Origin of the sequence: Thioalkalivibrio sp. ALE16 (assembly GCF_000381305.1) — a bacterium.
Lineage (GTDB): Bacteria > Pseudomonadota > Gammaproteobacteria > Ectothiorhodospirales > Ectothiorhodospiraceae > Thioalkalivibrio.
Genome location: NZ_KB906363.1, coordinates 71,229 through 94,290 on the forward strand (window position 1 = coordinate 71,229; position 23,062 = coordinate 94,290).

Consider the following 23,062-nt stretch of genomic DNA (forward strand, 5'->3'; position numbering starts at 1 on the left):
CATCAGTGTTTCCCTGGAGGAGGACGAATGATCAGCGTAACCGGCCGTGAGATGTCCGTCAGCCAGTGGGTGCTGCGCAGCCTGCGCCTGGACAGTGTGCTGCTGGTCCTGCTGTCGATCCTGCTGCTGCTCGGGCTGGCCGTTCTGTTCAGCGCCTCCGGGCAGAGCGTGGTGGCCGTGGAACGGCAACTGATGCGCATCGGCCTGGGCGTGGCCGCGATGCTGCTGGTCGCACAGATATCACTGCACGGTCTGCGCGCGATCTCCCCGTGGCTGTTCGCGGCGGGCATCCTGCTGTTGCTGGCGGTGATGTGGGTCGGGGACGTCGGCAAGGGGGCCCAGCGCTGGCTGGATCTCGGTTTCATGCGTTTCCAGCCCTCGGAGATCATGAAGCTTGCCGTGCCGATGATGGTCGCGTGGTATCTCTCGCTGCGCAGTGGGCGGCCGCGTTTTCGCGATCTCCTCGTGACCGGCGTGCTGATCCTGGTGCCGGTGTATCTGATCATGCAGCAGCCGGACCTGGGGACCTCGATGCTGGTGGCGGCCGCCGGCGTACTGGTGGTCTTTCTCGCGGGGCTGGGCTGGCGCTGGTTCGTCGGCCTGGGCGTCGTGGTGGCGGCCGCCGTGCCCATCCTGTGGTCGCAGATGCTGGATTACCAGCGCCAGCGGGTACTCACGCTGTTCAACCCGGAATCCGATCCGCTGGGGGCCGGCTATCACATCATCCAGTCGAAGATCGCGATCGGGTCCGGGGGGTTGTACGGCAAGGGCTGGCTCAACGGGACCCAGTCGCAACTGGAGTTCCTTCCGGAGCGCTCCACCGACTTTATTTTTGCGGTCTACGCCGAGGAATTCGGCTTTATTGGTGTCGCGCTCTTGCTGCTGCTGTATTTTGCGATTGTCGCCCGCGGGCTGTGGATCGCCGCGCTGGCGCAGGACCGCTATGCCCGGCTGCTGGGCGGGAGTATCAGCCTGACCTTCGCGGTCTATATGGTGGTCAATATCGGCATGGTGACCGGCCTGTTGCCGGTGGTCGGTGTGCCGCTGCCCCTGGTCAGTTACGGGGGAACGTCGCTGGTGACCCTGATGGTCGCCTTCGGTATTCTCATGAGCATAGCCTCCCAGAAACGCCTGGTGAATCGATGACCCTGACCCTGCGCCCCGTGTGGGCCCGTCTTGCCCGCCCACTCCTGATGCCGGTCGGGCTGACCCTGATCCTGGCGTTTGCCTCCCTTCCGGCCGCGGCGGAAAGCGAATTCCGCGCCGGTGACCCGCCGTATCTCGAGCGCGACGAGGTCCAGGCCTTCATCGACGAGCAGGTGGAGGCGGGCCGTGACCGCGAGGCCCTGGAGGCGATGTTCGCGGCGGCCGATCCGCAACAGCGCATCCTTGACCTGATCTCCAGCCCCGCCGAGGCAAGGCCATGGAAGGATTACCGCCCGATCTTCATTACCGCTGAGCGCATCGAGCGTGGGCGCGAGTTCATGCAGGAGCATGAGCGCTGGCTCCAGCGCGCCGCGGACCGCTTTGACGTCGAACCGAAGATCATTGCCGCCATCATCGGGGTCGAGACCTACTACGGCCGCAACACCGGTGGTTTCCGCGTGTTCGATGCCCTGGTGACCCTGGGCTTCGACTATCCGCCCCGGTCCGACTTCTTCCGCCGCGAGCTGGGCGAGTTCCTGACGCTGGTGGATGAAGAGGGCCTCGACCCGCGCGAGACCCGCGGCTCCTACGCCGGGGCCATGGGGCGTGGCCAGTTCATCTCGTCCAGCTATCGCCACTACGCGGTGGATTTCGATGGCTCCGGCCAGCGTGACCTGCTGAACTCCTGGCCGGATGCGATCGGGTCGGTGGCCAACTATTTCCGCGCGCACCACTGGAACTACGGCGAGCCGGTGGTGGCCAGGGCCCGAGTCGAGGGCGATGCCCACGAGGCGCTGATCAGCCGCAACTATCAGGCGCGCTTTGACCTCGAAGAACTGGCCGCACACGGGATCTACCCCGACGAGGCCGTGGACGAGGACGGCCAGTACTCGTTCATCCGCCTCGAGGGCGAGGATGGCTACGAGTACTATCTCGGGTATCCGAACTTCTACGTGATTACCCGCTACAACCGGAGCCCGCTGTATGCGATGGCCGTCCACCAGCTGGCCGAGGCGCTGGCCGAGTAAACCGCGCCGCGCGGGCGTCGGCGGGGCCGCGCTGGCGGCCTTGCTGGCGCTGGTCCTGGCGGGCTGTTCGTCCACCCCCGACCGCAAGGCCGACCCGGACCGCCCGCTGGGCGATGCCGCGTATGACAGCTACCCCGATCCCGCGGATGTGCCGCAGGATCTGGCGCTGATCCCGGAACCGGAGCCGCGTGACGAGCCGCCCAGCCGCTATGGCAATCCGTCCGAGTACGAGGTGTTCGGTCAGCGCTATCGCACACTGCGCACGAGCGACGGCTTCGAGGAAGAGGGTTACGCGTCCTGGTATGGAACCAAGTTCCACGGACGGCGCACTTCCAGCGGCGAGCCCTACGACATGTACGCGATGACCGCGGCGCACAAGTCCCTGCCGCTGCCGAGCTTCGTCGAGGTCACCAACCTGGAAAACGGCAAACAGGTGATCGTACGGGTGAATGATCGCGGCCCGTTCGTGGACGGACGCATCATCGATCTCTCCTACGCCGCCGCCCATCGCATCGACATGACCGATGCCGGGGTCGCGCGTGTCCGCATCCGGGCGGTGGGGCCGGGCGACACGACGCCGGCCCGGGTGGCGGAGGCACCGGAGCCCGAGCCGCTCGAGGTGGCCGCCGCAGCTCAGCCGGACATCGCGCCCGAACCGCAGGAAACGGCGCCGGCCGCGGCCAGCGCCAATGGCGAGGCCGCGGGTCCCGGGCGGTTCGTCCAGGTCGGGGCGTTCGCCGAGCGCCATTCGGCCGAGCAGGTGCGCGAGGATCTGCGCGCGCTCGGCTTGGAGCCGGTGCGGATCTCCAGCGTCGAACGTGACAACGGTGCGCAACTGCACCGCGTGCGTATCGGCCCGCTGGCCGATGGCGATGCGGTCCGCACGATTACCGATCGCCTGCAGGGTGCGGCGCACGTGGACTATCGCGTAGTGACCGACGCGCCGTAAGCCCTCGTTCCCGGTATTTCCGGCCCGTACCGGGCCCCAATTCTGCTATCGTATTTCGGTCCTTCAGGAGGCCCTTCGCAATCATGAATTCGTCCGTCCGCACCCCGTTTCTGCCGCTGTTGGCGGCCTGCCTGCCGGTCATCCTGGCGCTCCTGCTGGCGCTGGTTCCAGCGCAGGCGCAGGAGTCGGAGCTGCCCGTGGCCGGGTCGGGCGCGAACGTGCCCGGCGGCATCCCGCGGCCGCCCTCGGACGTGACGGCGGCGAGCTATGCGCTGATGGACTTCGACTCCGGCCTGATGCTCGCCAGCCGCGATCCGCTGGTGGAGCGCGAGCCGGCCAGCCTGACCAAGCTGATGACGGCCTACGTGGTGTTTGGCGAAATCACCGATGGCCGCATGGCGCTGGACGACCAGGTTACGGTCAGCGAGCGTGCCTGGCGGACCGGTATGCGCGGGGCATCGCGCATGTTCATCGAGGTCGGCGAGGAGGTTGCGGTCGAGGATCTGCTGCGCGGGATGATCATCCAGTCCGGCAACGATGCCTCCACCGCGCTGGCCGAGCATGTTGCCGGTTCGGAGGGGGCGTTTGTCGACATGATGAACGCCCAGGCGCGCGAGCTGGGGATGCGCCAGTCCTACTTCGCCAACCCGCACGGACTGCCCTCCGACGAGTCGCAGTACACCACCGCCCAGGACATGGCATTGCTCGCCCGGGCGCTGATCCGCGACTTCCCGGATCTCTACGGCTACTACAGCGAACGTTCCTTCGAGTACAACGACATCTCGCAGAGCAACCGCAATATGCTGCTGTGGCGCGATGCCGGATTCGACGGCCTGAAGACCGGCTGGACCTCGAACGCGGGCTACAACCTGGTTTCGTCCGCCAAGCGTAACGACCGCCGGTTGGTGGCCGTGGTCATGGGGATCGAGGCGTCGGATCATCAGCAGGGCGGTACTCGCCGCGCCAACGAGTCCCAGGCGCTGGTGAACTGGGGGATGCGCTTCACCGCGACCCGCAAGCTGTTCGAGGGCGGGCACGAACTGGGGACCCCGCGGGTCTATCGCGGGGCGCAGACCGAAGTGGCCGTGGGCCTGGCGGAGGACTTCTGGGTCATGGTCCCGCCGGGGCGCGAGGACGATCTGGACGCCTCGATGGAGGTCAACCAGCCGCTGGAGGCCCCGCTGGCCGCGGGCGATCCGGTGGGCGAAGTCGTGGTGCGTCTGAACGGCGAGGTGCTCCGCACCCAGCCGCTGGTTGCGTTGCAGCCGGTGGAACAGGGCGGTCTGATCCGCCGCCTGTGGGATGGCGCGGCCCTGGGCATTCAGTCGGCCTGGCCATTCTGAGCCGTGTTTCGCCCGTGAGCATTGCCTATTACAACGGGGACTACCTGCCGCTGGACCAGGTGCGGATCTCGCCGCTGGACCGGGGCTTCCTGTTCGGAGACTCGGTATACGAGGTGATCCCCAGCTACTCCGGCGAATTCTTCCTGCTCTCCGAGCACCTGGAGCGCCTGGCGCGATCCCTGGCGGCGATCCGCATCCGCAACCCGTTTGACCGCGAGGGGTGGCGTGCGCTTCTGACGGACTTGCTGGCGCGCAATGCCGACCCTGCGACGCCCGATCTCGGGGTCTACCTTCAGGTGACCCGTGGCGTGGCCCCGCGCGACCATGCCTTCCCGGTGGATGCGCAACCCACCGTCCTGGCGATGGTCAGCCCGATCCGGCCCCTCCCGGAGACCATCCGCGTGGACGGCGTGGCCGCTGTGACGGCCGAGGACCGCCGCTGGGGCCACTGCGATATCAAGGCCACCACCCTGCTGGCCAATGTGCTGAACCGCCAGGAGGCCACCGAGCGGGGTGCCGTCGAGGCCGTGTTGTTGCGGGACGGGCAGTTGACCGAAGGCGCGGCAAGCAATGTCATCGTGGTCCTGGACGGGCGGGTGATCACCCCGCCGCTGGATGCATCGGTACTGCCGGGTGTCACCCGCTCGCGGGTGCTCGACCTGGCGCGCGAGCTGGGCTACCCGGTGGAGGAGCGCGGGGTCAGCGCCGACGAGCTGGCCCGGGCCGGGGAGATCTGGCTCACCAGCTCGACCCGCGAGATCCTGCCGGTTACGCGGCTGGATGATCGCACCGTGGGCACGGGGCGCCCCGGACCGGTCTGGCAGGCCGTGCACGCCGCCTACCAGGCGGCCAAGCCCGGGGCGCCGGTGAGCGAACCCCTGCAGTCCGGAGGTGCCGCATGAGCGACGACCGCGAGACCCTGATCGAGTTTCCCTGCCGATTCCCGGTGAAGGTGATGGGCGACGCCCACCCGGAGCTGATGGAGGCAGTCGAGGGCTGTGTCGCTGAGCATCTGGATGCCGGGGACGCAGTGATCGAGCAGCGCGCCTCGCGCGCCGGCCGCTTCGTCGGCATCACCATCACCTTTACCGCGACCAGCCAGGAACAGCTGGACGCCTTCTACCGTTCCCTGGGTCGTTGCGACCGGGTGCGCATGATCCTGTGACCGACGTGCTCCCGCCCGGGCCGGTGGTCCGCCTGCTGGGTATGCAGCCCTACGTCCCGGTCTGGCAGGCGATGCAGCTCCAGGCGCGGGAACGCGATGCAGCCCGGCTGGATGCGTTCTGGTGCGTCGAGCATCCGCCCGTCTTTACCCAGGGCCGCAATGGCCGCCGCGAGCACCTGCTGGACCCCGGCGCGACGCCGGTGGTGGCGATCGATCGCGGGGGGCAGGTGACCTGGCACGGCCCCGGACAACTGGTCGTCTACACGCTGGTGGATCTGCCGCGACTGGGGATCGGGGTTCGGCGTCTGGTTGCGGGTCTGGAGCAGGCGGTGATCGACACGCTGGCGCAATGGGGGATCCATGCGCAGCGTCGAGACAAGGCGCCGGGGGTGTATGTCGATGGGGCCAAGATTGCGGCGCTGGGTTTGCGTATCCGGCACGGGCGCAGCATCCATGGGCTGGCCCTGAACGTCGCCCCGGATCTGGCGCCGTTCCAGCGCATGAATCCCTGTGGCTATCCGGGGCTAGCGGCGACCTCCATGCAGCAGCTGCTCGGTCCGCTGGACGGCAACCGGGTCCGGGAGCAGTTGCTTGCCCACCTCGCCGCGCAGCTGTTTCCCGCTGAGGTTGCGCGCATGCGGCATGAACCAGCGTTGCCGCCCGAGTTGGTCCGCGTGCTTGCGCTGGGACGTTGTCCCACGCCCTGAGGCTTCCCCCTGGTTCGACCTCGAGTGTTTTCGGTGGCGCTGTCCGGCCGCCTGCCGTGATGTGGCTGGTCCTGGTTCGTCCTCCGGTGTTTACGGTGCCGTCGGTCTGCAACCTGCCGATTTTTGGCTAGGCCTGGTTCGTCCTCTGGTGTTTACGGTGCCTCCGGTCCACGTACTGCCGTGCGCTGACTCGCCAGCGCGCCCCGAGGTACTTCTTTGCTCGTGCAAAGAAGTACCCAAGAAACACGCCCGACTGCCGCGACCCCGGCCCGCTGCGCGGGCCGGGGCTTCCCTCGCTTCGAGGGTTTTCGCGGGCGGCGCTGAACTCGCTGCGCCTGCGGCTCCGCTCAGACATCCAGCGCCTTGTCTCCCGCGAAAACCCTCTCCGCTCGGCGCGACGACAACGGGGAGGCAGGTCCAAACAACGGCTATCCCAGCGATATAGCTAGTGGATGATGGCTAGGCTTTCGGACATCTTGGGCACGCTCGGCCTTCGGCCGTTGCGTGCCGCGCCCGCGTGGCGGGCGCCGGGGGCTTTCGGGTGGCGGTGCCTATGGTTAGGAGTAAGGGTGGGGATACGGTAGGTTTTGACCTTCGCCTCCCGTATGGAGCCCCTCGCGGAGGGCGTGATGGGCCGGCCCGTTTTCCATAAATTCGGGGCGCTGGATGTCTGAGCGGAGCCGAAGGCGCAGCGAGTTCAGCGCCGCCGGCCCAGCGCGTCCGGAGCGAGGTTCCCGGGCGAAATCCGGGTGCCCTTCTTTGGGCACTTTCTTGGGCAAGCAAGAAAGTGCCTCGGGGCGCGCTGGCGAGTCAGCGCCAGGCAGGCGGTGGACCGAAGGCACGTAAACACCAGAGGACGAACCAGGCCCAGCCACATCATGGCAGGCGGCCGGACGAAGCCATCGCAATCACCGGGGCTCGAAGCGCCAGCGCCAGCCTCGGGGCACGGGATGATGGCCCAGAGGCTGGAAACGGCAGGGCGGGTCAGGCGGTTTCGAGGCCCTGGGCCTGGAGGTCGGCGTGGTAGGATGAGCGGACCATCGGGCCGCTGGCCACCTGCTTGAAGCCCATCTCGCGGGCACGTTCGCCCAGCTCGTCGAACTCCTCCGGCGACAGGAAGCGCGTCACCGGCAGATGGTGGCGCGACGGCTGCAGGTACTGGCCCAGGGTCAGCATGTCGCAACCATGTTCGCGCAGGTCCTGCAGGACCTCCAGCAACTCCTCGCGGGTCTCGCCCAGCCCCAGCATGAGGCCGGACTTGGTCGGCACGCCGGGGTGCTGTTCGCGGAACTGCCGGAGCAGGTCCAGCGACCAGGCATAGTCGGCGCCGGGGCGCGCCTCGCGATACAGGCGCGGAACGGTCTCCAGGTTGTGGTTGAAGACGTCCGGAGGGGCCTGGTGCATGATCTCCAGCGCGCGGTCCATGCGCCCGCGGAAGTCCGGCACCAGGATCTCGATCCGGGTGTTCGGGTTCAGGCTGCGCACCTCGCGGATGCAGTCCACGAAGTGCCCGGCCCCGCCGTCGCGCAGGTCGTCGCGGTCCACCGAGGTAATCACCACGTAGTTGAGGCCCAGCGCCTGGATGGTCTCGGCCAGATGGCGCGGCTCGTCGGCATCCAGTGCCTCCGGGCGGCCGTGGGCCACATCGCAGAACGGGCAGCGACGGGTGCAGATGTCGCCCATGATCATGAAGGTGGCGGTGCCGTGGGCGAAGCATTCGCCCAGGTTGGGGCAACTGGCCTCTTCGCAGACGGTGTGCAGCTTCTGTTCGCGCAGGATGCCCTTGATGCGCTGCACCTCGGGGCGGGCCTGACTCTGGGCGCGAATCCACTTGGGCTTGCGCTGCGGGCGCTCGGTGGGATTGATCTTGACCGGGATGCGCGCGACTTTGTCGGCGGCGCGCTGTTTCTCTCCGGGCTGGGGGCGGGTGCGTGTGTCCATGGACCTTCCCTGAATCTCTCGGGCGGCCGCTGTGTGGGCGGCCGACGTGGGGCGACTGGGCGCTACCGGGTCAGGCAACCTGACGAATCAGTTCCTCGACCTCCTGCCGCGCGGTCTCGATCGCGGGCAGGCTGCCATCCTCGTCGAGGATGAAGCCGAGCCGTTCCACGGCCCGCAGATCGGCGAGCGGGATGCGGTCGGCAAGCGGGTCGTCCTCGGCATCTCGCGGGCACGCGGCGCGTGCGATCCGCACGATGTCCGTCAGGACAGGGGCCTCGGGGTTCTCCGGGCCGCCGGAATCGCGAATGGCGTCAATGATATCGGATGACAGATCCCATTGCTGGGCAACCAGTTCGCCGATCAGGCCTTCGAGACGAAACAACACCCGTTCGACCTCTTCCGGCGTGCGCTCCGGGTGGGTGCGGGCGACCTCGGCGATCACCGGCAGGGCGCCCACCCGGTGCAGCAGTCCAGCCAGCAGGGCGGTCTGCGGATCGACTGCCTCGCACTGGTCGGCGAGCACGCAGCTGATGGCCGCGATGCGCGCGGAGCGGCGCCACAGACGTTCGAGGAGGTCGTGGTAGGGGCTGTCGCGATGGATGAAGACCTGGTGCATGGCCAGGGCCATCACCAGCTGGCGGGTGCGTTCGAGCCCCAGTCGGGCCACGGCATCCTGCAGGCGTGACACCTCGCGGCGGCTGCCCATGGCCGGGCTGTTGGCCACGCTCAACAGGCGCCCCGCGACGCTCGGATCTTCCTCGATGATGCGGGTGGCCTCGGCAATGGAGACGTCCGGATCTTTCAGGGCCTGCTGCAGGTGCAGCGCCACCTCGGGGAGCTGGGGCAGGGCCAGCTCGCCCGAGTAGGCATGCGTGTAGATGCTGCCGAACAGCTCGCCCTCGAGGTCGGACAGCTCGATCTCGCTGACCTCGACGCTGTCCTGCCCGCCGCCGTCGACCAGGGTCTCGTAGACCTTGCGGTCCAGCATCGCCAGGGTGGCGCGGGTCGCGGCGATCGCATGGCTGTGATAGTCGTGGGGTTCGAACAGCGGGTTGAGGGCCTCGCTGGAGTCCCCGTTGAGCATGACCGAGTTGCGCCCGCTGGCCAGGATCATCCGCCCCTCCAGCAGGAAGATCATGCTGCGGAATTCGTCGCGCGCATGCAGCTTGAACCCCGGATCCACCGTCATGGTGCGGGCATGCTGCAACAGCTTGTCGCGGGCGCGCTCGCTCAGTTCGGCGAACGGGCGCAGCTGTGGAAGGCGTTTTTCGATCACGGGGGTTCAGACGTTGAACATCGCGCGGAGTTCGGCCAGGTCCTCGGCGCGTTCCTCGAGGAACGCGATCGGTTCCCCCGGCGCCGGCGGCTCGATCCCGAGCACGCCGAAGGCGGCGACCTCGGCCGCGTCGGGCACGGTCTCGCCCTCGGCGCGTCGGGCGGCCCATTCCGCGACCAGCGCGATGCTGGCGTAATCCGGTTCGCCGGCGCGATAGCCCCAGTCCCCGGCATGCTCCGCGACCGTGACCAGGTCGCCCCCGAGATCCCAGTAGTTGATCACCAGGACGCCGGCGAGGTTGCGCAGGCGCCGGACCAGCGACTGCACGCGCTCGGTGTCGGGGTGGTCCTCGCGCAGCTCCACGAACTGGATGATCGGGACCGCGCCGATCCCGGAGACCAGCCCGGCCAGCAGGGCGCGTTCGCGGTCCAGCAGCTTGAGCGAATCCGCGATCAGGTAGCTGTAGGCGGATTGCAGGGCGCCATGCTTCCAGCTGGCCTCCATGGCGTCGCGGGTGGAGGCGTGCTTGGCCTTGAACGCCTGGCGCAGCGCCATGTTCATCGCCAGCATGCGGGTGTTGCGAAAGCCGAGGCGATTGACCGCGTCCCGCACGGACTGGATCTGCTTGGCGGCGCGGAACAGCGGGCTGTTGGTCGCGTGCAGCAACGCCCCGGCGATGGTGCCGTCACGCTGGATGACCTCGGTCAGCTTGTCGAGGTCGGCGTCCGGGTCGTTGGTCAGTTCCTGAATACGCAGCGCGATCTCCGGCATGGTCGGCAACTCCAGCCGGTTGCTGGTAATCAGGTCGTAGAGCTCGCCGAAGAAAGCGCCTTCGGTATCGTCCAGGTCGGTGTCATGCACGACCAGCGAAGCGCTGTGGGCCTTTTCGAGGGCCGCGGTCGGGATCTCCAGCATCTGGCAGGTCTTCTCGGTGATCAGGAAGTCCTGCTGGCCGATGTTCTGGTCGAACATCTGCAGCGGGCTGTCGGGGTCGGCCGCATCCAGGGTGATACGCGCCGGGCTGCCGCCGCTGACGCGGACCAGCTGGCCGCTTACCAGGAACAGGTAGCGGTCCTCGACCTCCTGCGGGCGCAGGCGCCGACCGGCGTCCAGCTCCCGTGCCAGGCAGGCCGAGGCGAGTTCGCTGCGGGCCTGGTCCGACAGGCCGGAGGTGAGGTCCAGGTCCTGAAGCAGGGTGTCGATGCTGGTGCTATCCATGGGGCGGTTCCCGGTCCGTGCTGTGCCAATCCATTCCCGCGTCGCGACGCCGCAGGAAGGGCAGCGGGGCGGGCGCGCGTGCGCGATCTAGTCAATGGACGCCAGTGTAGCATCCGATCCCGCCACAGGAACCGCCGCCGCGGCCCCGCGGCAGGCGAAGCGCGGCCGGTCGTCGTGGTCGATCAGGTCGTGGGATTGCAGGAAGCGGCGCGCGTCGGCGGCATCCTCGCGAAACCATGCGGCGGTGCTGCCCAGGCGGAAGCTGTAGCCCCAGGTGTCCATGTCCCGCATCAGCCGCTCGCGGCCGACGCCGGGCAGCTCGTCAGCCAGCAGGATCTGCAGGTAGCAGACACCGCATTCCTCGAGGTCGTCGCCGCCGGCATTGGTGTGCAGGGTGGCACGCCGCGTGGCGTCCATGCAGATCAGGTGTCCGGCCTCGTGCAGAGCCGAGTGGATCGGGGTGTCCGGGCGCACGTGGACCTCCAGGCCGATAATCCCGGCCTCGGGTTCGCCCCACCAGGTGCCGGGCAGCGGGGCCCGGGCCGGATGTGTCACCAGACGCAGGCCGTAGCGCGCCAGCAGGTCCGCGAGGGCCTCCCGCAGGCCGGGGTCGCCGCAGGTCTGGATCGCGGAGGGGCTCATGCGTCTGGCCGACCGGGCAGGGCGCTGCTGTGCTTGCGGCTGCGCCGGGGGCACTCCTCGGGATGCTCGCGGCACCAGGCGTCGACGCGCTCGGCGAGGTCGTCCTGAAAGCACAGCAGGTAGAACCGGGCCTGTTCGCGGTTGACGATGGCCGGGCGTCCCAGGGTGTCGACTACCCCGGTGCGCAGGGCGGCGATGATCGCGTTGGCGGCCTTCTTCTGTGGCCAGGTGGTGATCTGCTCCCAGGCCTCGGGGGTGAAGTACAGGCGCAGCAGGTCGGGGCGGGTGGTCAGCAGCATGCGCGTGACGTTGCGCAGCGTGGTCTCCGCCTCGCCCCAGTCGTGGACCAGTCCGCCTTCCAGCAGGCGCTCGATCTCCTCGCGGCCCTTGGGTGACAGCATGGGAGGATGCGGTACGCTTCAGGCGTCCGGTGCGTCCTCCGGCGTGAAGGCGCGGATGGACAGCGCGTGCACTTCGCCGGAGTCGATCTGATCGCGCACGGTGGCGTAGACGGTCTGGTGCTTCTTGACCGCGTTCATGCCGGCGAACTGCGGGCTGACGACCAGGGCCTCGAATTTGCCCTCGCCCCCGGTGACCTCGACCTTCTGGGCCTCCGGCAGGCCGGCGCGGATGAGTTCGGCCACTTGGCTAGCTTCCATGATGAGTCCCCTTGCGTGCGTGCGTGTGATGAGTGCGAATGTCAGCCGCGGATGATAGCCGGGCGTCTGGCCCGACATGAAGTGCCCCCACACGCGGAACTCCAACCCGGAGTGGGGTTCCCATCGGAACACCTGCATGGAAAGTCGGGGTGGTTTGGTCCGAACCGAACCGGCTCGCTAGCATCAGGCCATCATTGACCGGCCCGTCGGGCCACGGAGGCAAAGACCATGATCTTCAAGCAACTGTTCGAGGACGAGTCGTCCACCTATACCTATCTGCTGAGCTGCCCGGATACCGGGAAGACGGCCCTGATCGACCCGGTCATCGAGACCGTCGACCGCGATCTGCGCGTGCTGCAGGAGATGGGCCTGAGTCTCGACTACGTGATCGAGACCCATATCCATGCCGATCACATCACCGGTGCGCGGATGCTGCGCGAGAAGACCGGCTGCAAGCTGGGCGGTCCGGCGATGGACGAACTGCCCTGCCGGGATTTCGGCCTGCGCGAGGGTGAGCCCTTCCAGGTGGGCAACCTGGTGATCAACCCGCTGTACACCCCGGGTCACACGGATGCGCACCATGCCTATCTGATGGATCACGTCGGCCTGAAGATGCTGTTCTCTGGTGATGCCCTGCTGATCGAAGCCTGCGGCCGCACGGACTTTCAGTCGGGGGATGCCAAGACCCTGTACCACTCGATCCAGGACAAGTTCTTCACTCTGCCGGACGAGACCCTGGTCTACCCGGCGCATGACTACGAGGAGCGCCAGATCACCACCATTGGTCAGGAGAAGATGCGCAACCCGCGCCTGGGCAAGGGCAAGCCGGAGGCCGAGTTCGTGAAGATCATGGACGAGATGGACCTGCCGTATCCGAAGAAGATCGACTGGGCGCTGCCCGGCAACGAGGGCTGCGGCATCTGTCCGGACAACCTGCCGGACGAGAAGAAGCGCCTCTGCGAGACCGATCAGCAGGGTTAGTCCGATCCCTTCCGGTGGCCCCGCCAGGAGTCACCGGTTCCGAATGTTCATCCGGTGGGCGGTTTTTACCGCCTGCCGGACCCCGTACACTCCCGCGATGACCGACCACACTCCCGCTGACGCGCCGGGCTCGCTCGCGTCGCCGAACCCGCTGGAACGTCTGCGCGCGATCATGGCGCGGTTGCGCGATCCCGAGGCCGGTTGTGCCTGGGACCGGGCGCAGACTGCGGGCAGTATCGTCCCGTTCACCCTGGAAGAGGCCTATGAGCTGGCCGACGTGATCGCCCGCGACCAGGGCGCGCATGCGGACACCCGGGAGCTGCGTGACGAGCTGGGGGATCTGCTGTTCCAGGTGGTCTTCCAGGCGCGTATCGCCGAGGAGGCCGGTCGCTTCGATCTGGATGATGTCGCCCGCGCGATTGGCGACAAGCTGGTGCGCCGGCATCCGCACGTGTTCGCCGATGTCGAGCACGGCTCGGATGCCGAGCGCGAGGCCGCCTGGGAGGCGGACAAGGCGCGCGAGCGTGCGGCGCGCGCCCAGACCAGCGCGATGGACGATATCCCGCTGGCGTTGCCGGCCCTGTCGCGCGCGGTGAAGAGTCAGCGCCGCGCCGCGCGCCTGGGTTTCGACTGGGACGACCCGGCCCCGGTGGTCGCCAAGATTCACGAGGAGCTGGCCGAGGTGCAGGCGGCGGTGGACCAGGGCGAGCCGCCGGCGCGCATCGCCGAGGAGGTCGGCGACGTGTTGTTCGCGGTCAGCAACTGGGCGCGGCATCTGGGGGTGGACCCGGAGGGCGCGCTGCGCGGCAGCACGCGCAAGTTCGAGGCCCGTTTCCGCCAGATGGAGGCGCTGGCCGCGGCCAGCGGCGAGACCCTGGCCGGACTCGATTTCGACCGCCAGGAGACCCTTTACCAGGAGGCGCGGCGTCTTGAACGCGCGACCCGGGACACATTCGATACCAAGGACCCGACATGACCGAAGCCGTTGAGCTGCCCGACCACTTTCTGCCCGCCCGGATCGAGACCATCGAGCAGGTTACCCCGCTGATCAAGGTATTCACCCTGGCGGCGGACCCGCAGCGGTTTTCCAGCAAGGCCGGCCAGTGGCTGGACCTGGTGATCCCGCAGGCGGAGGGCAAGCCCTTCGTCGGGGGGTACTCGGTGGTTTCCGCGCCGCGCGCGGACGGGCGACTGCAGCTGGCCATCAAGTACGCGGATCATCATGCGGCGACCCATTACCTGCACACGGAGGCCGGCGAGGGCGACACGGTGTACATCACGCCGGGGCAGGGCAGCTTCTTCTTCGAGCCCGGCATGGCGCAGAACGTGGTGCTGCTGGGGGCGGGCATCGGGGTCACGCCCCTGTTCGGCATCCTGCGCGCGATCCATGCCGGGATGCCGGACGTCTATGCCCACCTGGTCTACAGCGTGGCCCACCAGGACGAGGTGCTGTTCCCGCAGGAGCTGGAGGCAATGGCCGCGGCACCGAACATCGACGTCAGCCTGACGGTCACGCGCGAGGCGGAGGACTGGCTGGGGCATACCGGCCGCATCAGTCATGCGTTGCTGGAGTCGCTGGACCTGCCGCGCGATGCGCTGTTCTATTTCTGCGGGTCGCGCGAGTTCATCGAGGACATGGCCACCCTGCTGGCGGAATGGGGCATCCCCGAGGCCCAGCTGAAATACGAGAAGTGGTGGTAGTGAGCCAGGCGGCGGTCTGAATTGGTCATTGCGAGTCGCCGCAGGCGACGAAGCACAAAAGCAGCGAAGCTGCGTTGAACGGCCGCAGGCCGGCCCGAAGGGCGAGCGGAGCGAGTAATCTCCCAACGCTGGCAGTGCGCCGGGATCAGGTGGCTGAGCACATCGATTGCCACGTCGCCTGTGGCGACTCGCAATGACGGGCTGGCTTACGGGCGGCGGGTGTCGCCCGGGCGCAGGGCGTTGTCCGGCGCCAGGATGGTCGGCTGACCGTCAAGGGCCGGATCGGTGTCGGGGTAGTCGCGGATATAGTGCAGGCCGCGGCTCTCCTGGCGCGACAGCGCGCTCTTCACGATGATCTCGGCGACCATGGCCAGGTTGCGCAGCTCCAGCAGGTCCGGGGAGATGCGGAAGTGGCTGTAGTACTCGTGGATCTCCTCCTGCAGGATGCGGATGCGCCGCTCGGCGCGGTGCAGCCGTTCGCGGGCGCGCACGATGCCCACGTAGTCCCACATCAGGCGGCGCAGTTCGTCCCAGTCGTGGGCCACCACCACCTCTTCCTGTGACTCGGTGACCCGGGACTCGTCCCAGGCCGGTGGGACCGGGAGCTGCTCGGGGGCGGGCAGATCGGTCTGCGACAGGATGTGATCGGCCGCGGCACGGGCGTAGACCAGGCACTCCAGCAGCGAGTTGCTGGCCATGCGGTTGGCCCCGTGCAGCCCCGTGTAGGACACCTCGCCGGCGGCGTACAGCCCGGGCAGGTCGGTCTGACCGAAGTGGTTCACCATCACGCCGCCACAGGTGTAGTGGGCAGCCGGGACAACCGGCAGCGATTCCCGGGTCATGTCGAAGCCGAATTCCAGGCAGCGCTCGTAGATCGTGGGGAAATGCTCGCGAATGAACTCGGCCGGCTTGTGGCTGATGTCGAGGTTCACGTGGTCGATGCCGAGGCGTTTCATCTCGTGATCGACCGCGCGGGCGACGATATCCCGCGGGGCCAGTTCCGCGCGCTCGTCGAAGCGCGGCATGAAGCGCTCGCCGTCGGGCAGGAGCAGCACCCCGCCCTCGCCGCGCACCGCCTCGGAGATCAGGAACGACTTCGCCTTCGGGTGGAACAGGCAGGTCGGGTGGAACTGCATGAACTCCATGTTCGCGATGCGACAGCCGGCGCGCCAGGCCATGGCGATGCCGTCGCCGGTCGCGCCGTCCGGGTTGGAGCTGTACAGATAGACCTTGCTGGCCCCGCCGGTGGCCAGGATCACGGTCGGCGCCAGCAGGGTCTCCACCTCGCGGGTCTTCGCGTCCTGCACGTAGGCGCCGATCACGCGGCGGCTGCCATCCACCGGCTGGGTGATCAGGTCCACCGCCACATGGCGTTCGAAGACCTCGATGCTGCCCTGGCCCGAGGCGTTGCGCACCAGTGCCTCCTCGATCGCGCGGCCGGTGGCATCGGCGGCATGCGCCACGCGGCGCGCGCTGTGCCCGCCCTCGCGGGTGAGGTGCAGGCGGCTGCGGCCTTCCAGGGGTTCCCGGGTGAACGGCACGCCCAGGTTGAGCAGCCAGTGGATGGCCTCGGGGCCCGCCGCCACGGTGCGGCGCACGGCGTCCGGGTCGCACAGGCCGGCACCGGCGTCCAGGGTGTCCTGGATATGGGCGTCGAAGGAGTCGGTGCGGTCGAGTACTGCGGAGATGCCGCCCTGGGCATAGCGGGTGGAACCCTCGTCGACCGGACCCTTGCTGATCACGGTGACGCGTCGATGCGGGGCCAGGTGCAGGGCCGCGGAGAGCCCCGCCGCGCCGCTTCCGATCACGAGGACGTCCGCCAGGCGCGGTTGTTGTACTGTCCCCATGGGTCAGGTAACGTGCTGCGCTTGTTGCCAGAGCAAAATGTGGCCCTTGCGCAACAGTGTTGTGCGCAAAGCGAACTTAATGCGAGTCAGGCGGTCCATGCACCATAGATTACCGGAGACCGGTGTGCTGGCGGGAGTCCCCGCATGAGCGAGAAGGCTTCCGACGAGGCCCTGGTCAAGCGAGTTCAGAACGGCGACAAGGCGGCTTTCGACATCCTGGTGCTGAAGTATCAGCACAAGATCGTCAACCTGGTCGGGCGCTATGTCCATGACCATGCGGCGGCCCTGGATGTGTCCCAGGAGGCCTTTATCAAGGCCTACAAGGGGCTGGCGAACTTTCGCGGCGAGAGTGCGTTCTATACGTGGCTCTACCGCATCGCCATCAACACGGCCAAGAACCACCTTGTCTCCCAGGGACGGCGTCGGCCCGAGGCCGAGGTCGATGCGCAGGACGCGGAACAGATGGGCGGTGACTCCGCCCTGAAGGACAGTGCAACCCCGGAGGGGGAGCTGTTGTCCGAAGAGATTGAAGGGGCGGTGCGTAGCACCATCGAGGAATTGCCCGACGACCTTCGGATGGCCATCACGCTGCGCGAGATCGAGGGACTGAGTTACGAGGAGATCGCGCAGACGATGGGATGCCCGATCGGCACCGTCCGCTCGCGCATCTTCCGGGCCCGCGAGGCCATCGACCGGACCTTGCGTCCGTTGCTAGACAACAACTGAACGAGTAGCGCCATGAAAGAACAAGTCTCCAAGAACGAACGTCTGTCGGCCCTGGTGGACGGAGAAACGGATGACTTCGAGACGCGTCGCCTGATGGACGAACTGGTGCGGTCCGAGGAGGACCGGGCCCGCTGGGAACGCTATCACCTGATCGGCGACAGTCTGCGCGGGGGGATGCGTCGCACCGCACCCGCGAGCTTCATGGACGGCGTCCAGGCGGCCCTGGCCGAAGAGGCCCCGCTGTCGGTCGCGCGCAAGCCGGATCAGCCGCGCTGGCTGAAGCCGGTGGCCGGTACTGGCGTCGCCGCTGCGGTCGCGATGGTCACCCTGGTCGGGATGCAGATGATCGGCCCCGACTCGGGTGCGCCGGAGGCGACGCCGGTCGCCAGCGAGGGCACGCCGGCGCAGCTGGTCGACGGTATCCAGCGGGTCAGCACCACGGGTTCCGAGGCGCCGGCCACCGAGCCGGAAGGCCTGGATCCGCGCTTTGCCCGATACCTCGAAAACCATGCGGAACTGATGGGGCCGGGGTCCACCGCCCTGGGTCGTGTTCGCTTTTCGGTGAGTGACGAGTAACGCGTGATGCGCCGCAGCCTCGCGTACGCCCTGGTTGCCGCTACCGCGCTTTGTTGTCTGCCTTTGCCGGTCCTGGCGGGGGAGGCGTCCCCCGCCGACTGGTTGCAGCGTATGACCGGCAGCCTGCACTCGGAGAGTTACCAGGGGACCTTCGTGCTCCAGCGCGACGATCGGCTGGACGCCATCCGTGTGGTACATGCCGCCGAGAACGGTGGCTACCGTGAACGTCTGGAGACCCTGACCGGCGCCCCGCGCGAGATCCTGCGTTCGGTCGACCGGCTGAGTGCCCTGAAGGGTGCCCGGGCGGCGGCGGGTGAGCCCCCGCACGGACCGGCCGGTGCGCCGGTGTTCCTGCTTGAGCGCCACGATCACTATGAACTGAAGGACATGGGCGCGGACCGGGTGGCCGGTCTCGACTGCCGCATGATCCTGGCGCGGGCGCGCGATACCTTGCGCTACAGTCATCGCTACTGCCTGCACACGGAGACCGCGCTCCCGCTGCTGAGCGAGCTGTACGACGGGCATGGCCATCTGCTGGAACGTCTCGCGTTCACCAGTCTCGAGCGCCTGGAGGAGGTCGCCGAGGGTGCTCTCGAGCCCACGCAGGAAGACGCGGAGCGGGTCGAAGTGCGGGCCGATCGTGGCCACAAAAAGCCCGAATGGGACGAACAGACGGGCATGGACGGCTGGCACTTCGATGCGCTGCCGGACGGTTTTACCGCGATCGCCGCGACCGAACGTCCGGTCGGGGATGGCGAGGCCCGTCTGCGCCACTTCGTGCTGAGCGACGGCCTTGCGTCGGTTTCGGTGTACATCGAAAAGACCAGTGGCGAGCGGATGTTCGAGGGCACGACCCGCGCGGGCGCCACGCACGGCGCGGCCCGCTCGATTGCCGGGCACCAGGTAACCGCGGTGGGCGACGTCCCGCGGGCCACGGTTCAGGGTGTGCTGGATGCGATCGTGTACCACTCCGGTGAATGATCCCTCGCGGGGCGTAGCATGAGTGAATGGATCCGCGAACAGGGCATTGTGCTGTCGGTGGAGGGCTATGCGGCGCGCGTGCGCATTGAGCGCCAGTCGACCTGCGGCAGCTGTTCGGCCCGTACGGGCTGCGGCAGCGGGGTGCTCTCCGAGGTTCTCGGTCGCAAGGCGGTGGAGGTGACCGTCGGGCATCCTGGAACGCTGCAGCCCGGGGATACCGTGACCCTGGGGATCCGTGACCAGGCCCTGGTCTCAGGGGCCCTTGCAATGTACCTGCTGCCACTGGCCGGGCTGGTGGCGGCGCCCGGCCTGATGATGCTGGTCGCGCCCGGGCTGGGCGAGGGAATACACCTGCTCGCCGGCGCCCTGGGCTTTGCCGCGGGCCTGTATGCGGTACGCGTCTGGCTGCGCCGTCGGGCGCCGGCTCTGGCGCCGGTGCTGCTGGAGCGTCATCCGGCCTCGGGGGTGCATGGCTCCGCCGGCTCCGTGCTCACGCCGCGACCCTGAGGGTCTGTGTGCGCCCGCGGGAACTTGCGGGTGGGTGCGGCTTTCTAGAGCGTTGAACCTTCGACTTCCCAATGCGGATCAGATGATGATGAAACCGATGCAATGGGCACTGGTGGCCCTGACCTTTCTCGCCCTGTCGCTGCCGGCCTCGGCGCGCATGCTGCCGGACTTCGTGCCGCTGGCGGAGGAACACAGCCCGGCGGTGGTGAACATCGCCACTACCCGCGAGCGCGAGAATCCGCATCGCGGCCAGATGCCGGACTTCGAGGGCACGCCCTTCGAGGACCTGTTCGAGCGTTTCTTTGGCGGTCCGGGCGGCTCGGGCGAGCGCGCCCCGGAGAGCTTCGAACGCAACTCGCTGGGTTCCGGCTTCATCTACACCGAGGATGGCTACATCATCACCGCGAACCATGTGGTGGACGGAGCCTCGGAGGTCGTCGTCCATCTGTCCGACCGGCGCGTGTTCGACGCCGAGATCGTCGGCAAGGACCCGCAGAGTGACGTGGCCCTGCTGAAGATCGACGCCGAGGACCTGCCGACCCTGAAGCTGGGTTCTTCGTCCGACCTGAAGGTCGGCGAATGGGTGCTGGCGATCGGTTCGCCGTTCGGCTTCGATCACTCCGTCACCGCCGGCATCGTCAGCGCCAAGGGGCGCAACCTGCCGACCGAGAACTACGTCCCGTTCATCCAGACCGACGTGGCGATCAATCCGGGCAACTCGGGCGGGCCGCTTCTGAATCTGGATGGCGAGGTCATTGGCATCAATGCCCAGATCTACAGCCGCACGGGCGGCTTCATGGGCCTGTCCTTCGCCGTGCCCATCGAGATGGTGGAGGACGTGGTGCAGCAGCTGCGGGAACACGGCGAGGTGACGCGCGGCTGGCTGGGCGTGCTGATCCAGGAGGTCACGCGCGAGCTGGCCGACTCCTTCGGCATGGACAAGCCCACTGGCGCCCTGGTCGCGCGAGTGCAGGCCGACAGCCCGGCGCAGAAGGCCGGCTTCGAGACCGGTGACGTGATCCTGTCGTTCAACGGCATCGAGGTGCCCAACTCCTCCGCTCTGCCGCCGATCGTCGGGCGCACGCCGGTGGGCACCGAGGCCGAGGTGGAAGTGCGCCGCGGTGAAGAGACCCGCACCATCACGGTCGAGATCGAGCGCCTGCCGGACGACATCTCGGCCCAGCGTGGCGGGCCACAGCGGCAGACGCCGGAGCGGACCGAGCCGCAGAGCCTGCTGGGGATGGTCCTGGAGCCGCTGGAGGCCGAACGCGCCGCGGAGCTGGACGTGGACGCCGGCGTGGTCGTGCGGGAGGTCGTCGACAACCCGGCGCGTTCCGCCGGCCTGCGCCCCGGCGATGTGATCGTGCAGTTCGGCGGCCATGCCATCGACTCGGCGGAGACGCTGGAGCAGCAGATCGCCGAGGTTGGCGACCGGCGGACGGTGCCGGTCCTGGTGTATCGCGGCGACAACCCGACCTACATCGCCCTGCGCATCCCGCGGGACTGAGACCGCCTTCGGGGCGCACGCCCCGGGGCCGCCATGGAGCAAGGGAGGGCTGTCGGCCCGGCGGCAGCCCTCCCGATCGTTTGCGGATGACCGAACTGACGCTTTATCACCGCGAGAGCTGCGGTCTCTGCCATGACATGCTGGCCGAGATTATGGCCCTCAAAAGCCGTTATACTTTCGCGCTTACGGTCGTCGACATCGACGAGGACCCGGAGCTGCAGGCGCGTTTCAACGTCAAGGTCCCGGTGCTTGCGGTCGACGGCGACATTCTCTGCTGCCATTTCCTCGACCGAAAGGCACTGCTGGACCAACTGGCCCCTGCATGACCGAAACCCGCCTTACCCGCAATTTCTCCATCATCGCGCATATCGACCACGGCAAGTCCACGCTGGCGGACCGCCTGATCCAGGGCTGTCATGGCCTGACCGAACGCGAGATGTCCGAGCAGGTGCTGGACTCGATGGATCTGGAGCGCGAGCGCGGGATCACCATCAAGGCGCAGAGCGTCTCGCTGTACTACGACGCCCAGGACGGTGAGCGCTATCAGCTGAATCTCATCGACACCCCGGGGCATGTGGACTTCTCCTACGAGGTCTCGCGCTCGCTGTATGCCTGCGAGGGTGCGTTGCTGGTGGTGGATGCCTCGCAGGGCGTCGAGGCGCAGAGTGTCGCCAACTGCTACACCGCGATCGATCAGGGGCTCGAGGTCGTCCCGGTGCTGAACAAGATCGACCTGCCCGCCGCCGAGCCAGACCGGGTGGCCGCGGAGATCGAGGACGTGATCGGTATCGAGGCCACGGATGCCCTGCGCGTCTCCGCCAAGACTGGCGAGGGCATCGCCGAGCTGCTGGAGGAGATCGTGCGCCGGATCCCGCCACCGGAGGGCGATGCCGAGGCCGCGCCCAAGGCGCTGGTGATCGACTCCTGGTACGACAACTACCTGGGCGTGGTGGCGCTGGTGCGGGTCAAGGCCGGACGCTTCTACGCGGGCCAGAAGATCAAGGCGATGTCGGTGGGGCGGGCGCACGAGGTCAGCCGGGTCGGCGTATTCACGCCCAAGCCGGTGGACCGCAAGACGCTGGAGGTTGGCGAGGTCGGCTATCTGATCGCGACCATCAAGGACATCTCCGGGGCCAAGGTGGGCGACACCTTCACCGATTTCAACAACCCGGCGGACGAGCCGGTACCGGGCTTCCAGGAGATCCAGCCGCGGGTATTCGCCGGGCTGTTCCCGGTCAGTGCGGACGACTTCAACGACCTGCGCGAGGCGCTGGACAAGCTGCGCCTGAACGATGCGGCGCTGTCGTTCGAGCCGGAGACCTCGCAGGCGCTCGGGTTCGGCTTTCGCTGCGGCTTCCTCGGCATGCTGCACATGGAGATCGTGCAGGAGCGCCTGGAGCGGGAATACGACCTGGACCTGATCACCACCGCGCCCACCGTGGTCTACGAGGTGGAGCGCAACGACGGCGAGGTGGTCTCGGTGCACAACCCCTCCGAGCTGCCGGCGAACAACGAGGTGGCCGAGATCCGCGAGCCGATCATCGAGGCGAATATCCTGGTCCCGCAGGAGTATGTAGGGGCGGTGATCACTCTGTGTGTCGAGAAGCGCGGTGTGCAGACGAAGATGCAGTACCTCGGGCGCCAGGTGCAGCTGTCCTACGAGCTGCCGATGTCCGAGGTGATGCTCGACTTCTTCGATCGCCTGAAGTCCGCGACCCGCGGCTATGCCTCGTTCGACTACCAGCCGCTGCGCTTCCAGGCGGCGCCGCTGGTGCGCGTGGACATCCTGATCAATGGCGACCGCGTGGATTCGCTGTCGGCCATCGTGCATCGCGACCATGCCGAGTCGCGCGGGCGCGAGATCATCGAGCGCATGGCCAAGATCATCCCGCGTCAGATGTACGAGGTGGCGATCCAGGCGGCGATCGGTTCCAAGATTATCGCGCGCGCCACGGTCAAGGCGATGCGCAAGAACGTGCTGGCCAAGTGCTACGGCGGCGACGTAACCCGCAAGCGCAAGCTCCTGGAGAAACAGAAAGCCGGCAAGAAGCGCATGAAGTCGATCGGCAAGGTGGATGTGCCGCAGGAGGCCTTCCTGGCGGTGCTGTCGGTGGACGACGACAAGAAGTGACAATCAGGCCTGCGGCCCGGAAGGGCCGTCG

General features: G+C 67.7%; 24 protein-coding genes. 17 read left to right on the top strand and 7 right to left on the bottom strand.

Annotated elements, in window-relative coordinates; translation table 11 throughout:
- Positions 1-27: 27 nt before the first annotated feature.
- The 7 genes from rodA to lipB all read left to right on the top strand — a co-directional run bounded on the left by rodA (position 28) and on the right by lipB (position 6,338).
- Positions 28-1,146, top strand: a complete 1,119-nt coding sequence (gene rodA, locus F627_RS0109670) for a rod shape-determining protein RodA (protein ID WP_019583949.1) — start codon at positions 28-30, stop codon at positions 1,144-1,146.
- Positions 1,143-2,174 carry a lytic murein transglycosylase B gene (mltB, locus tag F627_RS0109675; RefSeq protein WP_019583950.1) on the top strand — a complete coding sequence of 344 codons (1,032 nt, stop codon included), beginning with the start codon at positions 1,143-1,145 and terminating at the stop codon, positions 2,172-2,174. Before rodA ends, mltB begins: the two co-directional genes overlap by 4 nt.
- Positions 2,131-3,123 (top strand): septal ring lytic transglycosylase RlpA family protein, encoded by a 993-nt coding sequence (locus F627_RS0109680; protein WP_019583951.1) that lies wholly within the window; start codon positions 2,131-2,133, stop codon positions 3,121-3,123. The genes mltB and F627_RS0109680 overlap by 44 nt, the downstream gene beginning before the upstream one ends.
- 83 nt (positions 3,124-3,206) lie before the next feature.
- Positions 3,207-4,466 carry a D-alanyl-D-alanine carboxypeptidase family protein gene (locus F627_RS0109685; RefSeq protein WP_018881557.1) on the top strand — a complete coding sequence of 420 codons (1,260 nt, stop codon included), beginning with the start codon at positions 3,207-3,209 and terminating at the stop codon, positions 4,464-4,466.
- Positions 4,467-4,480: 14 nt separating this feature from the next.
- A complete protein-coding gene (locus F627_RS0109690; RefSeq protein WP_019583952.1) occupies positions 4,481-5,368 on the top strand; it encodes a D-amino acid aminotransferase in 888 nt (295 codons plus the stop codon).
- Positions 5,365-5,631, top strand: a complete 267-nt coding sequence (locus F627_RS0109695) for a YbeD family protein (RefSeq protein ID WP_018877094.1) — start codon at positions 5,365-5,367, stop codon at positions 5,629-5,631. Before F627_RS0109690 ends, F627_RS0109695 begins: the two co-directional genes overlap by 4 nt.
- Entirely contained in the window at positions 5,628-6,338 is a 711-nt protein-coding gene (gene lipB / locus F627_RS0109700; RefSeq protein WP_019583953.1) for a lipoyl(octanoyl) transferase LipB, read from the top strand. The genes F627_RS0109695 and lipB overlap by 4 nt, the downstream gene beginning before the upstream one ends.
- A gap of 984 nt (positions 6,339-7,322) precedes the next feature.
- On the opposite strand, the gene lipA is transcribed toward lipB, so the two are convergent.
- From lipA to F627_RS0109730, 6 genes are all read right to left on the bottom strand, one after another.
- Positions 7,323-8,279, bottom strand: a complete 957-nt coding sequence (gene lipA, locus F627_RS0109705) for a lipoyl synthase (RefSeq protein ID WP_018877067.1) — start codon at positions 8,277-8,279, stop codon at positions 7,323-7,325.
- 70 nt (positions 8,280-8,349) lie between these two features.
- Positions 8,350-9,555, bottom strand: coding sequence for an HDOD domain-containing protein (locus F627_RS0109710; RefSeq protein ID WP_018877068.1), 1,206 nt, complete (start codon positions 9,553-9,555; stop codon positions 8,350-8,352).
- Positions 9,556-9,561: 6 nt separating this feature from the next.
- On the bottom strand, positions 9,562-10,773 hold the full coding sequence (locus F627_RS0109715) for an HDOD domain-containing protein (RefSeq protein ID WP_018882799.1): 1,212 nt from the start codon (positions 10,771-10,773) through the stop codon (positions 9,562-9,564).
- An 87-nt stretch (positions 10,774-10,860) separates the two neighbouring features.
- Positions 10,861-11,415: a hypothetical protein gene (locus F627_RS0109720; protein ID WP_018882798.1), complete on the bottom strand. Its 555-nt coding sequence runs from the start codon at positions 11,413-11,415 to the stop codon at positions 10,861-10,863.
- Positions 11,412-11,816 (bottom strand): hypothetical protein, encoded by a 405-nt coding sequence (locus F627_RS0109725; protein WP_018867212.1) that lies wholly within the window; start codon positions 11,814-11,816, stop codon positions 11,412-11,414. Before F627_RS0109725 ends, F627_RS0109720 begins: the two co-directional genes overlap by 4 nt.
- An 18-nt stretch (positions 11,817-11,834) precedes the next feature.
- Positions 11,835-12,074 carry a BolA family protein gene (locus tag F627_RS0109730; protein ID WP_018867213.1) on the bottom strand — a complete coding sequence of 80 codons (240 nt, stop codon included), beginning with the start codon at positions 12,072-12,074 and terminating at the stop codon, positions 11,835-11,837.
- Between the two features lie 228 nt (positions 12,075-12,302).
- On the opposite strand from F627_RS0109730, the gene F627_RS0109735 reads away from it, so the two are divergent.
- Genes F627_RS0109735 through F627_RS0109745 form a run of 3 tightly spaced genes read left to right on the top strand, consistent with a single transcriptional unit; the run spans position 12,303 to position 14,756 of the window.
- Complete coding sequence (locus tag F627_RS0109735) at positions 12,303-13,055, top strand: MBL fold metallo-hydrolase (protein WP_018867214.1); 753 nt, start codon at positions 12,303-12,305, stop codon at positions 13,053-13,055.
- A gap of 43 nt (positions 13,056-13,098) precedes the next feature.
- Complete coding sequence (mazG, locus tag F627_RS0109740; protein ID WP_019583954.1) at positions 13,099-14,031, top strand: nucleoside triphosphate pyrophosphohydrolase; 933 nt, start codon at positions 13,099-13,101, stop codon at positions 14,029-14,031.
- Complete coding sequence (locus tag F627_RS0109745) at positions 14,028-14,756, top strand: ferredoxin--NADP reductase (RefSeq protein ID WP_018867216.1); 729 nt, start codon at positions 14,028-14,030, stop codon at positions 14,754-14,756. The genes mazG and F627_RS0109745 overlap by 4 nt, the downstream gene beginning before the upstream one ends.
- A gap of 206 nt (positions 14,757-14,962) precedes the next feature.
- On the opposite strand, the gene nadB is transcribed toward F627_RS0109745, so the two are convergent.
- Positions 14,963-16,603, bottom strand: coding sequence for an L-aspartate oxidase (gene nadB, locus F627_RS0109750; protein ID WP_019583955.1), 1,641 nt, complete (start codon positions 16,601-16,603; stop codon positions 14,963-14,965).
- A 144-nt stretch (positions 16,604-16,747) separates the two neighbouring features.
- Between nadB and rpoE the strand changes: the two genes are divergently transcribed.
- The 7 genes from rpoE (at position 16,748) to lepA (ending at position 23,031) form a co-directional block, all read left to right on the top strand.
- Positions 16,748-17,329 (top strand): RNA polymerase sigma factor RpoE, encoded by a 582-nt coding sequence (gene rpoE / locus F627_RS0109755; protein ID WP_018867218.1) that lies wholly within the window; start codon positions 16,748-16,750, stop codon positions 17,327-17,329.
- A gap of 12 nt (positions 17,330-17,341) precedes the next feature.
- A complete protein-coding gene (locus tag F627_RS0109760; protein WP_018878313.1) occupies positions 17,342-17,905 on the top strand; it encodes a sigma-E factor negative regulatory protein in 564 nt (187 codons plus the stop codon).
- A 6-nt stretch (positions 17,906-17,911) separates the two neighbouring features.
- Positions 17,912-18,886, top strand: a complete 975-nt coding sequence (locus F627_RS0109765; protein WP_081619298.1) for a MucB/RseB C-terminal domain-containing protein — start codon at positions 17,912-17,914, stop codon at positions 18,884-18,886.
- Positions 18,887-18,904: 18 nt separating this feature from the next.
- A complete protein-coding gene (locus F627_RS0109770; protein WP_019583956.1) occupies positions 18,905-19,393 on the top strand; it encodes a SoxR reducing system RseC family protein in 489 nt (162 codons plus the stop codon).
- An 82-nt stretch (positions 19,394-19,475) separates the two neighbouring features.
- Positions 19,476-20,900 (top strand): DegQ family serine endoprotease, encoded by a 1,425-nt coding sequence (locus F627_RS0109775; protein ID WP_018877077.1) that lies wholly within the window; start codon positions 19,476-19,478, stop codon positions 20,898-20,900.
- Between the two features lie 86 nt (positions 20,901-20,986).
- Positions 20,987-21,226 carry a glutaredoxin family protein gene (locus tag F627_RS0109780; protein ID WP_017940958.1) on the top strand — a complete coding sequence of 80 codons (240 nt, stop codon included), beginning with the start codon at positions 20,987-20,989 and terminating at the stop codon, positions 21,224-21,226.
- The gene (gene lepA / locus F627_RS0109785; protein WP_018867223.1) at positions 21,223-23,031 is read left to right on the top strand and encodes a translation elongation factor 4; all 1,809 of its coding nucleotides are present in this window, start codon (positions 21,223-21,225) and stop codon (positions 23,029-23,031) included. Before F627_RS0109780 ends, lepA begins: the two co-directional genes overlap by 4 nt.
- The last annotated feature ends 31 nt before the right edge of the window (positions 23,032-23,062 follow it).

What these genes read in the sequence shown, in the direction of transcription:
- rodA (WP_019583949.1), top strand. Translation starts at nt 28, where the DNA reads ATGATCAGCGTAACCGGCCGTGAGATGTCCGTCAGCCAGTGGGTGCTG.
- mltB (WP_019583950.1), top strand. Translation starts at nt 1,143, where the DNA reads ATGACCCTGACCCTGCGCCCCGTGTGGGCCCGTCTTGCCCGCCCACTC.
- F627_RS0109680 (WP_019583951.1), top strand. Translation starts at nt 2,131, where the DNA reads ATGCGATGGCCGTCCACCAGCTGGCCGAGGCGCTGGCCGAGTAAACCG.
- F627_RS0109685 (WP_018881557.1), top strand. Translation starts at nt 3,207, where the DNA reads ATGAATTCGTCCGTCCGCACCCCGTTTCTGCCGCTGTTGGCGGCCTGC.
- F627_RS0109695 (WP_018877094.1), top strand. Translation starts at nt 5,365, where the DNA reads ATGAGCGACGACCGCGAGACCCTGATCGAGTTTCCCTGCCGATTCCCG.
- lipA (WP_018877067.1), bottom strand. Translation starts at nt 8,279, where the DNA reads ATGGACACACGCACCCGCCCCCAGCCCGGAGAGAAACAGCGCGCCGCC.
- F627_RS0109715 (WP_018882799.1), bottom strand. Translation starts at nt 10,773, where the DNA reads ATGGATAGCACCAGCATCGACACCCTGCTTCAGGACCTGGACCTCACC.
- F627_RS0109720 (WP_018882798.1), bottom strand. Translation starts at nt 11,415, where the DNA reads ATGAGCCCCTCCGCGATCCAGACCTGCGGCGACCCCGGCCTGCGGGAG.
- F627_RS0109725 (WP_018867212.1), bottom strand. Translation starts at nt 11,816, where the DNA reads ATGCTGTCACCCAAGGGCCGCGAGGAGATCGAGCGCCTGCTGGAAGGC.
- F627_RS0109730 (WP_018867213.1), bottom strand. Translation starts at nt 12,074, where the DNA reads ATGGAAGCTAGCCAAGTGGCCGAACTCATCCGCGCCGGCCTGCCGGAG.
- F627_RS0109735 (WP_018867214.1), top strand. Translation starts at nt 12,303, where the DNA reads ATGATCTTCAAGCAACTGTTCGAGGACGAGTCGTCCACCTATACCTAT.
- mazG (WP_019583954.1), top strand. Translation starts at nt 13,099, where the DNA reads ATGTTCATCCGGTGGGCGGTTTTTACCGCCTGCCGGACCCCGTACACT.
- F627_RS0109745 (WP_018867216.1), top strand. Translation starts at nt 14,028, where the DNA reads ATGACCGAAGCCGTTGAGCTGCCCGACCACTTTCTGCCCGCCCGGATC.
- nadB (WP_019583955.1), bottom strand. Translation starts at nt 16,603, where the DNA reads ATGGGGACAGTACAACAACCGCGCCTGGCGGACGTCCTCGTGATCGGA.
- rpoE (WP_018867218.1), top strand. Translation starts at nt 16,748, where the DNA reads ATGAGCGAGAAGGCTTCCGACGAGGCCCTGGTCAAGCGAGTTCAGAAC.
- F627_RS0109760 (WP_018878313.1), top strand. Translation starts at nt 17,342, where the DNA reads ATGAAAGAACAAGTCTCCAAGAACGAACGTCTGTCGGCCCTGGTGGAC.
- F627_RS0109765 (WP_081619298.1), top strand. Translation starts at nt 17,912, where the DNA reads ATGCGCCGCAGCCTCGCGTACGCCCTGGTTGCCGCTACCGCGCTTTGT.
- F627_RS0109770 (WP_019583956.1), top strand. Translation starts at nt 18,905, where the DNA reads ATGAGTGAATGGATCCGCGAACAGGGCATTGTGCTGTCGGTGGAGGGC.
- F627_RS0109775 (WP_018877077.1), top strand. Translation starts at nt 19,476, where the DNA reads ATGATGATGAAACCGATGCAATGGGCACTGGTGGCCCTGACCTTTCTC.
- F627_RS0109780 (WP_017940958.1), top strand. Translation starts at nt 20,987, where the DNA reads ATGACCGAACTGACGCTTTATCACCGCGAGAGCTGCGGTCTCTGCCAT.
- lepA (WP_018867223.1), top strand. Translation starts at nt 21,223, where the DNA reads ATGACCGAAACCCGCCTTACCCGCAATTTCTCCATCATCGCGCATATC.